Here is a 13529-nt window from a genome sequence, read left to right as displayed (position 1 = left end):
CCGCGCCGCGGCTCACTCCATCATCGGCTCCGCTTCCTTCGCGGTCCAGCTCACGCTGGAAATGCTTTTCTCCATGCTCATCCGGCTCGCGATCTGCTCGAGCTTCTGCTGATCCTTCGGATGCAGCTTCAGCGTCGCGGTCACCTTCAGCCGGTCGGGTTGCTCGGGCACGTCTTCGCTCGTAAGGCTCTGGAACGACAGCGGCTTCGCATACATCGCGTTCGACAGCAGCGTGCGGATGTGCACTTCGTCGGCGGCGAGGCAGATCACGGTGATCTGGTATTCGCGCACGAGATCGGCATTCGACACGGGCGTTGCGTTGATGGCCTGGCTGACGCCGCGCAGCACCGTATTGGTGAGCAGCACGACGCCCGTGCCGGCGAGCGCCGGCACGTAGTGGCCGGAGCCGGCCAGCACGCCGACGGCGGCCGAGCACCACAGCGTCGCGGCGGTGTTGATGCCCTGGATCGAGCCCTTGTCGCGCATGATCACGCCGCCGCCGAGAAAGCCGACGCCCGACACGACGTACGCGGCGATCTGCGTGACGCCCGCGACGCCGTTGCCGGTCAGCACGCCGAGCGTGACGAACAGGCACGCGCCGCTCGCGACGAGCGTGATGGTGCGCAGGCCGGCCGTGCGCTGGCGCATCTGCCGCTCGAGGCCGATGGCGACGCCGCAGGCGAACGCGGTGAATAGACGGAGTGCGAAATCGAAAGTCATGGTTGTCCTGCCGTGCAAGAAGCGCATGCCGGCGCGCGTCGCCACGGCGCAAGGCCGAACGCGACGCGGCGATAGCCGTCATCGCGCGGTACTGTACCGCGCGAATGCGTCATTCAGTGTGAAACGGGGGGAGCGTGCGGCTCGCGGAACGCGAGCCGCGGCAGGAGAACTGCGGCGGACAGGCGTTCAGGCGGCAAGCGGCGCACGCAACGGAGTGCTGCAACTGTCCACGATGGTTCCTGAAGGAAGAATGGGCGGGATTCTAGTGGGCGGCGCGCGCCCGCGTCAACCGCCTCGCGGCGGCGCTACCGGGTCGTGCCGATCGTCCCCGTCGCGAGCGCGAGCGCGGCGGCGGCCGACAATGCGCCGGCATAGCTGTCGACTTCCGCGTTCCGCGCGGCGAGCAACTGGCTTTGCGCGATCGTCGCGTCGGTGACCGAGCCGACGCCGTTCCGGTACGCGGTCAGCGCCGCGTCGTAGCTGGTTTGCGCGGCATCGACGAGTGCCTTCGCGGCGTCGTGCGACGCCAGGCTCGTCTGCACCGCGTTCTGCGCGGCGACGACCTGGCGCACCGCTTCCTCCTTGGTCCGCGTGAGGCGAGCGGATGCGTTGTCCGCGTCGTTGCGCGCCTGCATCAAGACGGCGGAGCGCAAGCCGCCGTCGTACAGCGGAATCGTCACGCCGAGGAACACGCCGCCGCCGTAGCGGCTGCCGTTCAGGTTGACGGTCGGCGCCTGGTCGCCGATCGCGGGCAGCGCGGAGATGGACGTGCCGCCGCTCGCATACGACGTCGATGCGGACAGGAAGATCTTCGGCATGAACGCGGCTTGCGCTGCCTTGATCTTCGCGCGATTGGCCTTTTCGACCGCGAACGCGCCCTGCAGATCGGGGCGGCGCGCGATCGCGTCCGACACGATCGCATCGACCGACGAGCCGAGCGCGGGCGGCAGCGGCCGCTTCGGCAGCGCGGCGATCGTCGGCTTCGACAGCGGCGAGATGCCGAGCGCGGAGACGAGCGCGAGGTAGCCGTCGCTCTCGGCGCCGTTCGCCTGCACGAGCGCGAGGTTCGCCTGCGCGCGGTTCTGCGTCGCCTGCGCGAGCTCGACGACCGTGCCGACGCCGTGCTTGAGCCGCGCGCGGGACGCCGCAAGGATCGCATCCGCGTTCGCGAGGCCCTGTTGCGCGCTGAGCGCGCGCGAGCGGGCGGCTTCGTAGCGGTAGTACGAGACGGTCACGTCGTGGATCACCTGCTGGTGCACGGCCGTGAACGCGACGTTCGACGCGATCGACGCCTGCTCCGCCGCTTCGACGCGCGCCGCGCGGCCGCCGAAATCGAACAGCAACCATTGCAGCGACAGCGCCGAAATCGTGCCGTGCACGGTGGTGTTGCTCGACGAATCGCCGAGGATCGTCGACGTCGAACCGTGGTTCGCCTGGTACGCGCCCATTGCCGTCGCAGACAGGCGCGGCAGATAGGCGGACTTGGCGAGGCCGACCGCGAGCGCCGCGTTGCGCGCGTCGTTCCAGGCGATGCGGGTCAGCGGGTTCGCCGATTCAGCGAGATCGATCAGCTCGGGCAGCGTGTACGCATGCGCGGCATCGAGCGCGGCCGGCGCCGACACCGACGCGAGCGCCGGCGAGGCCGGCAGCGTGTAGTCGTGTGCACCTTGCGCGGATGCGCGCGGCGGCGCCGCCACGATGTCGCCCGCGGCCGACGTTTGCGGTTGCCACGGGCGGTCGGACGCCTCCGGCGCCAGATCGATCGACGACGTCGCGCAGCCGGCCAGCGCGACGGCGGTCGCGAGCGCGGCGGCGGCGATCGAGGCGGCCGGCGGTTCAGGTACGCGCATGAGGGGCAGACTCCTTCGGTGTGGCTTGACGGGCGGCGTCGGCGATCTGCGCGAGCCGCGTGTCGATCAGGTTCAGCAGCGCGTCGCGCGCGGGGTCGGTGGGGGCGGCGCTCGACGGCGGCGCCGGGGCACGCGCGCGGGGCATCGTTTCGTCATCGCCCGGCGCGGCCACGCGTGCGAGTTGCGCGCCGATCGCCGCGTCCCCGGGCTTGCGTTCGGCGAGCAGGAACAGCGGGCCTTCGAGCGCGCCGAGTTCCGCGAGTGCGCGTCGCCGGGTGGCCAGCCACGCCGCGGCCGGCCGCACCCACGACGGTTCGTAATGGACCAGGCCGAGCTCCTGCGAGATCGCCCCGTGACGCGCGAACGCGTCGGCCGCGAGCGCGCGCCGTTCGGCCGGCTGCGGGATCTGCGCGATGCGCCGCCACTGGTCGAGCAGCGCGGCGAACGCGACGTCGATCTGCTTGCCGATGCTGACGGGCCAGATGCGCGTGAACACCAGATACACGACGACGTTGCCGAGCAGGATGCCGATCGTGCGGTCGCGCGCGATCGTCAGGTCGAAGCCGGGTCCGGCGCCCTGAATCACGCACAGGAAAAACGCGAACGCAATCTGGAAGCCCGCATACGCGATGCGCGGCGATCCGAACGCGACCCACGCGGACAGCCACGCGCCGGCGAAGACGAGCGCCATCAGTTCGCCGATCGACGACAGCGCCGGCACGACGAATACGAGCGCGGCGGTGCCGAGCAATGCGCCGATCATGCAGCCGAAGATCCGCAGCGTGAGCTTCTCGACCGTTTCGGCCGTCGAGCCGAGCGACACGATGTAGCAGGTGACGACGCAGGTATGGATGCCCGACCAGTCGAGCTGCGAGTACAGCAGGTAGCAGAAGATCGCCGCCGCTGTCGTCTTCAGCGCATAGCGGATGTGGTCGGGATTGGTGCGTGCGTCGGGCAGGAAGAAGCCGCCGCGTGGGGCCGCTACCGGGGCGGCGGTGGGTGCTTCGGGCGTGGCGGCAGGGGCGGCGGGCGTTGCTTGGGCCGAAGCCTGCGCCGCTGCATCGGCCGTCGGGGCCGTCGCGCCCGGCTCCGCAAAATGCGTGATCGTTGCCTGCAGACCGGTCGCGACGACGCGCGCGAGCGGCGGCAGCGCGTCGGCGGGCGGCAGCGCGAGCGTCACGTCGACCGGGTAGCCACCCTGTTCGAGAATGGCGGCCATGTCGTCGAGCGTCGCGGCGATCGGCGTGGCGAACGCATCGGGCAGCCGCGCTTCCGGTTCGCGATCGGCCAGCGCGACGTCGACCATCAGCGCGGTGCTCGATGCGATCGCCTGTCGCAGCGCCGCGAAATCCGCGACGTCGGACGAGCCTTCGAGTTTCGACAGCTTGAGCCACGTGAGCAACGGCTTGTCGCCTTCGCGCAGGCTCGCGTCGAACGCGGCGCGTGCATCGTCGTCGTCGCGCAGTCGCCGCGCGGCGAGCCGCAGCCGCTTCGCGAGTTGCGCGTGCGCGAGCTTGCGCGGCGACGGCGCGATCAGCAGGTTGACGACGATCGCGACGCCGACGGGGATCGCGATCGTCAGCCAGATGTACAGCAGCGCGCGGGTGGCGGCTTCGCCGAACGGCGCGAGGCCGAGCTGGTCGAGCCCGAAGCCGACGATCATCGCGAGAATCGCGCCCACCGGGCGCAGCTTGCTCGCGGAAGTCAGGTACAGCAGGGCGACCGACAGCACGGCCATGCATGCGACGCGCAGGATCGAATAGTCGATGCTGAAGATCGCGATGCCGAGCACGAGCCCGATCACGATCGTGACGATCAGCAGCAGCGCGGCCGCGAGTACGACGCTCGTGACGCGGTCGGCGCGGATCATGAAGAACACGACGTATGCGGACAATGCGGCTTCGGGCGTGCCGTATGCGGCCGTCACGAGCGCGGTCAGCGCGCAGATCAGCGCGACGCGCACGGCCATGGCCGTGCGCCCCGGAAACGGCGCGAGCAGCCGCAGGACTTCGCGCGGGCCCGGCGTGCGGACCTCAGCGGCAGGCTGAGCCATGCCGGACCTCGACGATCGCGCTCGCGCCGACACGCACGAGCTTGCCGTCGGGTTCGTCGAGCTTCACGCGCACGGGGAAGCGCTGCGCGACGTGCACCCAGTTCACCGAGCGCTGCACGATCGGCAGCGAGCGCGGCAGGTTGATGCGATCGCTGTCCGCGATGCCGGCGCCGATGCCGACGACCTTGCCCGTCATCGGGCGGTCACGGTCGATCATCGAATAGACGGTCGCGCAGTCGCCGACCGCGATGCGATTGAGCGACGTCTCGCGGAAGTTGCCGACCGCGAACCATTCGCTCGCGTCGATCAGCGTGAAGATCGACTGGTTCGGTGCGAGGGTTTCGCCGGGGAGTACGCTCAGCCCCGTCACGAGCCCGTTGTGCGGCGCGCGCACGACCGTGTCGTCGAGCGCATGCTGCGCGCGGGCCAGCGCGGCTTCGCGTGCATGCAGCGTCGCGATCGCGTCGGCATCGTCGCCGATCGTCTGCGCGGACGCGCGCTGTTGCTCCTGCGCCTGCGCGAGCGACACGGACGCGTCGCGCTGGCGCACCTTCGCCTGGTCGAACTGCTGCGCGCTGACGTAGCCCTGCGCGGCGAGCGGCGCGAGCCGGTTCACGTCGCGCGTCGCGAGATCGTAGTTCTGCGTCGCGCGCTTGACCTGCTCGGCGGCGACGGATGCGTTCGAGCGCTCGCCGATCAGCGAACGGCGGCGGGTGTCGAGCGACGCGCGCGCGAGTTCGAGGTCGGCCTGCGCCTGCGCGACGCTCAGCCGGTACGGCACGGGATCGATCACGTACAGCAGGTCGCCTTTCGCGACGCGCTGGTTTTCATGCACCGCGAGCTGCACGATGCGGCCGCCGACCGGCGACGCGACGTGCACGACGTCCGCGTCGATCGACGCATCGTCGGTGGACGGATAGGCGGTCGTGCGATGGTACGCGTACGCGAGCGCCGCGATGCCGAGCGCGACGATCGCGAGCGCGATCACGCGGCCTTTGACGGACGGGCGGGCGATGCCGGCGGCCTTCATGCGAACGGCCCCGTGCCGGCGAGCCAGACGATCACGGCGACCACGAGCCCGATCGCGGTGCAGACGGCGAGCTGGTAGGGCACCGTCGCGGCCCAGCCGGTCGCGACGAACACGCGGTGAGCGACGATCGCGCCGACGATGCCGACGATCGCGCTGACGAGCCACAGCGGGAAATACGCGCCGAACAGCACGTAGGACGGTGCGCCGCGCGATGCGCAGCCCGCGAGCGGCAGGGCGGGCGCCAGCACGGCGGCGACGCGCAGGGGCGCGCGCGGCGTTGTTTTTCTCATGGTGTGACGAGCTCGACGTTGGGGGTGGATGCCGGGCGCGGCGCAATGCGGATCGTCGCCGCGACGACGATTCCAGGATACGGAGGCGATCATAAATCAGCGCGATGCGGATCGCCAGCCATCCGGCATGTTCACCGCATCGGCCGAGGCTGGCCGTGGCCGCGTCGTCAGTCATGCCGGACGATCCGGCGGCGCGTGTCGGCAGCGATGATCGGATCGCCGCGATTTTGCCAGCACCCGCTCGCGTAGGGTTGCTAACGGACTGTAAAGGATCGTCAGATGAAATCGCGCGGCGGAATTTGCCATGCCGACGCAGCGGCAATCGGCGCGCAAACCGTCGATTGCCGCTTGGACCCATGCAAATCCGGTGGGCCCGCTGACCGCGCGGATCCTCGACGAGCCGGCCGACGAGATAGTGGCGGAGCACGCCCGGCAGGAACGCGCTCATCGCCGTGGTGTTCGCGAACATGCGTACGTGGCCTTTTACGCCCGACGCCTGTTCCTGCCGGTTGCCGGTCAGCTGCCGGAGCTGGCGCAGCACGCCGCGCGCATGCGTGTCGCCCGGCGCGGTCAGCGTGACGCCCTGGCTCGTGCGGCTCGGCAGTTCCACGCCGACCTGCTCCTCGACGGGCTTGATGCGCATGATCGCGGCCGGCCGCGACAAATGCGCGCGTTCGGGGGCGCACGTGGGGATGTTCGCTTCGGCGATCTGCGTGAAAAGTTTGAAGTCGACGAGAACGAAGCGCATGGCCGTGGCGGCGGGAGGATGGCCGATTGGCGTGTAAAGCGGCACGGCGCTGCGCCGCCGGCCGCGACCCGTCGTCGCGGCCGGGATCTGTGTACCATCGTGCGTATGGCGCGACGCGCGGCACCGGGCATCACGGCCCGCGCGACGCGCGTCGGGGAAGCAGTACTGCAACGAAGGTGAACGTTCCATGCGAAGTTTCTTTGTCCGGTTCATTGCAATCGGCGTGCTGTTCCATCTGTACGTCGGGATGCGGATCATTCCCGACGCATTCGCGTCGCCGCTCGCACGCACGATCGCGGCGCTCGTGCTGGCGAGTTTCGTCATCCTGATTCCGGTCGGCATGTTCTCGCGCCGTTTCGACGAAGGGTGGGCGGCGACGCTGGTCGGCTGGGCCGGCGCGCTCGCGATGGGTTTCTTCTCGTCGCTGCTGGTGCTGACGTTCCTGCGCGAAATCGTGCTGCTCGGCGTGCTCGCGTGGCGGCATCTCGGGCATGACGGCGCATGGAGCCGCGCGGCGCCCGACACGGCGCTCGGCGTGCTGGCCGTCGCGGTGCTCGCGACCGCGATCGGGTTCGTCGGCGCGCGCCGTACGGCGGCGGTCAAGCGCGTGTCGATTCCGGTCGCCGGGTTGCCGGCCGCGCTCGACGGGCTGACGATCGTGCAACTGTCCGACATCCACGTCGGGCCGACGATCAAGCGGCCCTACATCGAACGGATCGTGCGCGCGGTCAATGCGCTCGACGCCGACCTGGTGGTCGTGACGGGCGACGTGGTGGACGGTTCGGTCAAGCGCCTGCGCGAACACACGGCGCCGCTCGGCCAGATGCGCTCGCGGCACGGCAGCTTCCTCGTGACGGGCAACCACGAGTACTACGCGGGTGCGCATGCATGGATCGACGAGTTTCGTCGTATCGGGCTGACGGTGCTGCTCAACGAGCACGTGCTGATCGAGCACGGCGGCGCGCGCGCGGTGCTCGCGGGCGTGACCGATTTCACGGCGGGCGGCTTCGATCCCGCGCATCGCAGCGACCCTGCGCAGGCGCTGGCGGGTGCGCCGCGCGACGTCGGCACGAAGATCCTGCTCGCGCACCAGCCGCGCAGCGCGGAAGCGGCGAACCGCGCGGGCTTTACCGTACAGTTGTCAGGGCACACGCATGGCGGCCAGTTCCTGCCGTGGCCGCCGTTCGTGCGGTTGCAGCAGCCGGTGATCGGCGGGCTGAACCGCTTCGGCGACATGTGGCTGTATACGAGCCGCGGCACCGGCTACTGGGGACCGCCGAACCGTTTCGGCGTGCCGTCCGAGATCACGCTGATTCGGTTGACGCGCGGCTAGCCGATGGCCGGGAGGCGGCCGTCGCGCGATACGAACGCGCCTCGCGGTGCACGGCGGCTTCCTGTCGGCCTTTCGGCGGCGAATGACAGCGCATGGCGGCGCGCGGCGCCGTTGGCTAGTATGCAGACATGCGTCGTTCGCTCCGATCCTTGCCCGTTCCTGCCGACATGTCGACCCCCGATCTCTTCGCTGACACGCCCGTGCCCGACGTGGACTGGTACCCGGACTGGCTTGCGCCAGCCGACGCCGATCGCGCGCTGGCCGCGCTGATCGGCGAGGTCGCGTGGCGGCAGGACACGATCCGCACGCCGCGCGGACGCATTCCGTTGCCGCGGCTCACCGCGTGGCAGGGCGAACCGGATGCCGTGTACGTGTATTCGGGGATCCGCAACGTCCCCGAGCCCTGGACGCCGGCCGTGCTCGAGCTGAAGCAGGCGGTCGAGGCGACCTGCGGCGTGCGTTTTAACAGCGTGCTGCTCAACCGCTATCGCAACGGGCTGGACAGCCTCGGCTGGCATGCGGACAACGAACCCGAACTCGGCGACGCGCCAGTGATCGCGTCGGTGAGCCTCGGTGCGATGCGCGTGTTCGATCTTCGTCATCGCGCGATCGGCATTACGCATGCATACCGTCTCGTACATGGCAGCCTGCTCGTGATGCGCGGACGCACGCAGGCCGAATGGCAGCACCGCGTGCCGAAGGCGCCGGGCGTGCAGGGCGAACGTGTGAACCTGACCTTCCGGCGCGTGTCGATGGCGGGCGGATAGGTCGCGCCCCGTTTCTTTGATTCACGAAAGGTGGACGCAAGCAATCGGCCGCGCGTGCGGCACGTTGCCGCACGAACGCGATGCCGGACGATGCGACCGGGCGCTGAGGCCCGTCCCGTATGGATTTCAGGTAGATTCGATCGACCACGCAGTTCCGATAGGTGAGTGAAACCTCTGATGGTGCGTCGCAACAATTCCTGAATAAACTGTCGAATGACAGAAGTGCGTCGGCATGCCGGCGCGATCCTTTCGACATGTCTCCGTGCGTGGCCGACGCAGCGCGCAACGGGGCAGGAGCAAAACGCGTGACCGTACTCGACCCTTCCTTCGCACCCTCGCTGCACGTCTTCGAGCAAGACGACGGATGGCAATGGGCGCTGACGGTGAAGCGGGCGACCGGCGTCGGCGTGAAAGTCGTGGCGTTCAGCCGGGAAGGCTTTCGCGGCGAAGCCGAGGCATACGCCGCCGGCCAGCTCGCCCGCGCCGAATATGACGCCGCCGTGACGGCCTGACGCCGTCGCGGCGATCCCGCCCGAGGATCGTCTTCCTCCGTGCCGTCCGTTACCGGGCGGTGCTTTCCCGACTGCTTTCCATTTTTCGCTTTTCGCGGGTGGCGAGAGGCGACTGTCCGCTCGCGTTTGCCGCGCCATCTGTCCTCGCGTCGACGATGCGACGCGCATGGCGAAAGCCTGTACGCGCTCGCGAGCCCCCGAGCAAGTACGTACTGCGTTCGGCGCGAGCAAGCCCGGAAAACGCCCGGCCATATCGTAATAAAATATGACGTTATCGCACCGGCGAGACGATGACGTCCCGCCTTCCTGAAAGGAGCTATCCGTGCAACTGACCCAGTTAGGCGGGCATGTCGCCCAATCCGGTGCCGCCGAGCGGCAAAAACACGCGCAAGCGTTGATGTTCGGGATGGCGAACATCGACGAATACGTGTCCGGCGGCGTCTGCTACGACGCCGCGGCGTACGTCCGGTATCTGCTGCGCGCCGACGCGATGATCGCACCGGGCGCGCTGCTCGACACGATCGGCCAGCTATGGAAGACGCGCTTCAACTTCGAGACCGGCAATCAATGGGACGGGCGCGCGAGCATTCCCGCGGGCACCGCGGTGGGCTTCGCGCGGGGCACCAATGTCTTTCACGCCGCGATCGCCGTCGGCGGTACCCGAATCCGCGGGATTAACGGTGGCTTGCTGGGCGCCGGATGGCTGCATCCGGTCGATCTGACGCGGGTACTGCAGCCGGACCCGGCCGGCGGCTTTGCGTACGACCGCACGACCATTCGCGTCTATCTGTCGCGCCTGTAGGCTGTCCGGTGTCGAGTCTCACGCTCCGGCCAGCGTCGCCCGACCAGTGCCGCGCGCGGCCGCCTTCCGGCCGTCCGGCGATTTCCGCATGGCGTCGCGCCGTCCAACGCTGCTATCCTCTCGACCTTGAATGACGTGCGATGGCGGCGGGCGCGCATGCCGCATCGCGGCGCTGCGCGCCGGTGCGAGCCCACGCGCGCACTGAGGTAGCATGACTGAATATCCACGACGATCGACGACCTGTTTCGTGACTGACTTCCTTCCGTCCATGTCCACATGGTCAAGACAACGATGAGCGGTGCACCCGATCCGGCGGCGCCCGGCGACGACGAGTCGTCGGGCGGCGCTTCGTCCTATCTGGTGCCGGGGCTCGAGCGCGGGCTGCGGATTCTCGCCGAATTCTCCGCGCGCGAGCCTGTACTCGGCGCGCCCGAGCTGTCGAAGCGCATCGGCATTCCGCGCACGACCACGTTCCGCCTGCTGCAGACGCTCGAGGCGCTCGGTTTCCTCGAGCGCGTGAACGGCGACCGCTATTTCCGGCTCGGCGTCGGCGTATTGCGGCTCGGCTTCGAATACCTGAATTCGCTCGAACTGACCGATCTCGGCGCGCCCGTGCTCGAACGGCTGCGCGATTCGACCGGCCTGTCGACGCACCTGCTGATCCGCGATCAGCGCGACGTGGTGTTCGTCGCGAAGGCGCAGAGCAATACGTCGATGTTCGGTTCGGTGAAGGTGCACGTCGGCACGCGCCTGCCCGCGCATGCGACCGTGCATGGCCACGTGCTGATGGGCGACCTGACGCGCGATGCGCTGCGGCAGCTCTACCCGGAGAAGAAACTCGAACGGTTCACCGAGCGCACGCCCGGCACCGTCGACGAACTGTACGAACGCGTGCGTCATTACGCACGGCTCGGCTACGCGGTCAGCGAGGCGGCATTCGAGAGCGGCATTTCGGCCGTGACCGCGCCGGTGCGCGATCATTCGGGTTCGATCGTCGCGGCGATCACTGCGACGGTGCCGCGCTCGGAGATCGGCGACGCCGGCGAGAAGGAGCGGCTCGTCGAAGCCGTGTGCGGCGCGGCGGTCGACCTGTCGCAACGGCTGAACTATCGTCCGCTCGAAAGCGATCCGACGTTCGCGCATGCGCGCCACAAGGTCGCGATGTTCTGACGCGTGCGCGTCGTACCGGCCGCGGCGCGCGGCATCCCAGACGAAGAGAGCGGCCCGCGGGCCGCTCTTGTCGTTTTCGGGCGCCGAAGCCTGGTGCCTGAACGCGCTCAGAACGAGTGATGAATCCCGGTCAGCACGATCACCTGGTTCGCGGTGCTCGACACGCCGGCCGTGAAGAACGCAGCCTTTGCGCCGCCCGAACCGTGTTCATACAGCACGTTCGCATACAACTGCGTGCGCTTCGACAACGCGTAGATGTCGCCGAGTTCGACCTGCGTCCAGCGGCGGCCGGCCAGCGTCGTGGTCGCCGCGCCGCCCGCGATCGTGTTGAACGCGCTGCTGCGGTAGTTCACGCCCGCGTCGTAGCTCTGGAACGTGTCGGAAAACCCGTTCGACTGCATCTTCACGCGCGTGTAGAGGCCATGCACGAGGAAGTCGCCGATCTGGTACGACGCGCCCGCGCCGATGTTCTCGACCTTGTTCGCGAGGTAGCCGTTCGCGGTGTTCTGCCCCTGGAACGACGTGATGCCGGTCTGGCCGATCAGGATCGAGCGGTCGTGCTCGTTCGAGTAGACGGCCGACGCCTTGAACGGCCCGTTCGCGTAGTTCAGCGCGACGCCGACCGATTTGCCGGTCGAGAAGTTCGTCGTGTTGCCGAGCGCGAGCGTGGCCGCGGCCGAGAAACCGGCGAACGTCGGTGAGCGGTACTTGACCGAATTGTTGTACGGTACGTTGCCGGTCGCGGCGAGCCCGTCGATGTTGCCCGGATGGAACGCAAACCAGCTCAGCGCGAGGTACGCGGTGCTGAGCGGATCGAGATAGTCGAACGTCAACGGCGTCTGGCGGCCGAGCGTCAGCGTGCCGTAGCGCTCCGAGCCGAGGCCGACGAACGCCGCGCGGTTCCAGATCGTGTTCGCGGTCGCGAACTGGCCGTTGTTCGTATAGAAGCCGTTTTCCAGCTGGAAGATCGCCGACAGCCCGCCGCCGAGATCTTCCTTGCCCTTCAGGCCCCACCGGTCGGGCTGCGTATTGCCCTGGATCATTGCCCACTTCGCGTGGCCGCCGACGTTGTTCACGTACGCGACACCCGCGTCCATGCTGCCGTACAGCGTCACGCTGCTTTGCGCCCACGCGCCCGACGCGGCGCCCATTCCGATGACTGCCGCTGCTACCGCATGCTTGACCATTTCGTCTCCTGACTCTCCAACCTGATGAATACGTGTTGTGACGGCCTGCGCAGGCACGGCCGGCCGTCGCGCATGTTCATCGCCGAGTGGGCATTCTTGTGTTCCATATAAGGAACAACGTACCTTTGATGGAATGGAGTATAGAGGTGTCGCACGCCGGATCAAAAATAAATTTTTCGGGACGGATGGATGCCGTCCGGAGACCAGCCTGCGCGGCGTCATGTCTCGAAACAGTCGATAAATACCCGTCGTAAAACAAAAAATCACATTCGATAGGGTAAGTGGAGGGACAGGTCGACCTGCCGGTCGGTGTTTTCCCTAGGACATGCAGCTTTTTGTTTTACTCGTGGAAGGTCGCTCCTATAATCACCATCCATAAACTGCTGTTCCGGATATGGAACAAATCAAGAGTCGATCAGAAGGAAGGGTGCGAGATGTCTGAGCAATGGATTTGCGCCGGTCACGCCGGCGCACTGTCGGAAGACACGCCGATCGAGTTCAAGCGGACCGACGGCGTGGAAATCGGGATCTACCGCGTCGGCGACGCCGTGTATGCGCTCGAGAACGTGTGCCCGCATGCGTACGCGCTGCTGACGCAGGGCTTCGTCGACGAAGGCACGGTCGAATGCCCGCTGCACGAGGCCGTGTTCGACATCAAGACGGGCGAATGCCTGAAGGGTCCGGGCGGGCGCGCGCTGAAGCAGTACGCGGTGCGCCTCGCCGGTGAAGAAATCCAGATCAAGGTGGAGTGACATGAAAGAAGCGACCGTCAATTTCAATCCCTTCCTGAAGCCGTGGGTGGCGCCGCAGCCGAACAACGTCGCCGGCAAGGGGCGGATCGAGATCCCCGGCCAGGTCGAGAACCAGGTCTGGCAGAACCGCAAGGCCGAGCCGACGCAGTACGAGAACGACCTCGGCGATGCGCTCGAACGCGTGTTCGAGAGCGGTGCGACCGAACTGGAAGACGTCGTCGCGGGCCTGAACCGCATCGGTTTTCGCGCGCCGGACGGCACGGCTTGGACACCTGAGCGTTTTCGCGCCGAAATGGCCTCGCTGGCGGAATGAAC

General features: G+C 68.1%; 13 protein-coding genes and 1 pseudogene. 7 read left to right on the top strand and 7 right to left on the bottom strand.

What is annotated here, in order from left to right; genetic code table 11:
• Positions 1-12 precede the first annotated feature (12 nt).
• The 6 genes and pseudogenes from CFB49_RS24135 to CFB49_RS36890 all read right to left on the bottom strand — a co-directional run.
• Positions 13-720 (bottom strand): MgtC/SapB family protein, encoded by a 708-nt coding sequence (locus tag CFB49_RS24135; protein WP_069619275.1) that lies wholly within the window; start codon positions 718-720, stop codon positions 13-15.
• A 305-nt stretch (positions 721-1025) separates the two neighbouring features.
• Positions 1026-2570, bottom strand: coding sequence for a TolC family protein (locus CFB49_RS24125; protein ID WP_089492517.1), 1545 nt, complete (start codon positions 2568-2570; stop codon positions 1026-1028).
• On the bottom strand, positions 2557-4623 hold the full coding sequence (locus CFB49_RS24120) for an FUSC family protein (RefSeq protein ID WP_089492516.1): 2067 nt from the start codon (positions 4621-4623) through the stop codon (positions 2557-2559). Before CFB49_RS24120 ends, CFB49_RS24125 begins: the two co-directional genes overlap by 14 nt.
• On the bottom strand, positions 4604-5653 hold the full coding sequence (mdtN, locus tag CFB49_RS24115) for a multidrug transporter subunit MdtN (RefSeq protein ID WP_089437119.1): 1050 nt from the start codon (positions 5651-5653) through the stop codon (positions 4604-4606). The genes CFB49_RS24120 and mdtN overlap by 20 nt, the downstream gene beginning before the upstream one ends.
• Positions 5650-5943 (bottom strand): hypothetical protein, encoded by a 294-nt coding sequence (locus tag CFB49_RS24110; protein WP_069620939.1) that lies wholly within the window; start codon positions 5941-5943, stop codon positions 5650-5652. Before CFB49_RS24110 ends, mdtN begins: the two co-directional genes overlap by 4 nt.
• Positions 5944-6562: 619 nt before the next feature.
• A pseudogene (locus tag CFB49_RS36890) lies at positions 6563-6691 on the bottom strand (LysR family transcriptional regulator); the annotation flags it as partial.
• A 187-nt stretch (positions 6692-6878) separates the two neighbouring features.
• Between CFB49_RS36890 and CFB49_RS24100 the strand changes: the two are divergent.
• The 5 genes from CFB49_RS24100 to CFB49_RS24080 all read left to right on the top strand — a co-directional run bounded on the left by CFB49_RS24100 (position 6879) and on the right by CFB49_RS24080 (position 11275).
• Positions 6879-8024, top strand: a complete 1146-nt coding sequence (locus CFB49_RS24100; protein WP_069620941.1) for a metallophosphoesterase — start codon at positions 6879-6881, stop codon at positions 8022-8024.
• Positions 8025-8191: 167 nt separating this feature from the next.
• Positions 8192-8791, top strand: coding sequence for an alpha-ketoglutarate-dependent dioxygenase AlkB family protein (locus CFB49_RS24095; protein ID WP_176730258.1), 600 nt, complete (start codon positions 8192-8194; stop codon positions 8789-8791).
• 305 nt (positions 8792-9096) lie between these two features.
• Positions 9097-9303: a hypothetical protein gene (locus tag CFB49_RS24090; protein ID WP_069620943.1), complete on the top strand. Its 207-nt coding sequence runs from the start codon at positions 9097-9099 to the stop codon at positions 9301-9303.
• Positions 9304-9625: 322 nt separating this feature from the next.
• Positions 9626-10105, top strand: a complete 480-nt coding sequence (gene tecA, locus CFB49_RS24085) for a type 6 secretion system effector deamidase TecA (RefSeq protein WP_089492515.1) — start codon at positions 9626-9628, stop codon at positions 10103-10105.
• Between the two features lie 276 nt (positions 10106-10381).
• Positions 10382-11275: an IclR family transcriptional regulator gene (locus CFB49_RS24080; protein ID WP_089492514.1), complete on the top strand. Its 894-nt coding sequence runs from the start codon at positions 10382-10384 to the stop codon at positions 11273-11275.
• A gap of 107 nt (positions 11276-11382) precedes the next feature.
• On the opposite strand, the gene CFB49_RS24075 is transcribed toward CFB49_RS24080, so the two are convergent.
• Positions 11383-12462 carry a porin gene (locus tag CFB49_RS24075; RefSeq protein ID WP_069620946.1) on the bottom strand — a complete coding sequence of 360 codons (1080 nt, stop codon included), beginning with the start codon at positions 12460-12462 and terminating at the stop codon, positions 11383-11385.
• A gap of 434 nt (positions 12463-12896) precedes the next feature.
• Between CFB49_RS24075 and CFB49_RS24070 the strand changes: the two genes are divergently transcribed.
• Positions 12897-13214: a non-heme iron oxygenase ferredoxin subunit gene (locus CFB49_RS24070; RefSeq protein WP_089492513.1), complete on the top strand. Its 318-nt coding sequence runs from the start codon at positions 12897-12899 to the stop codon at positions 13212-13214.
• Position 13215: 1 nt separating this feature from the next.
• Positions 13216-13527: a recombinase-like helix-turn-helix domain-containing protein gene (locus tag CFB49_RS24065; protein ID WP_089492512.1), complete on the top strand. Its 312-nt coding sequence runs from the start codon at positions 13216-13218 to the stop codon at positions 13525-13527.
• The last annotated feature ends 2 nt before the right edge of the window (positions 13528-13529 follow it).

This window comes from Burkholderia sp. AU17457 (genome assembly GCF_002223255.1).
Taxonomy (GTDB): Bacteria; Pseudomonadota; Gammaproteobacteria; order Burkholderiales; family Burkholderiaceae; genus Burkholderia; species Burkholderia sola.
This window is presented reverse-complemented; position numbering and strand designations above follow the sequence as displayed.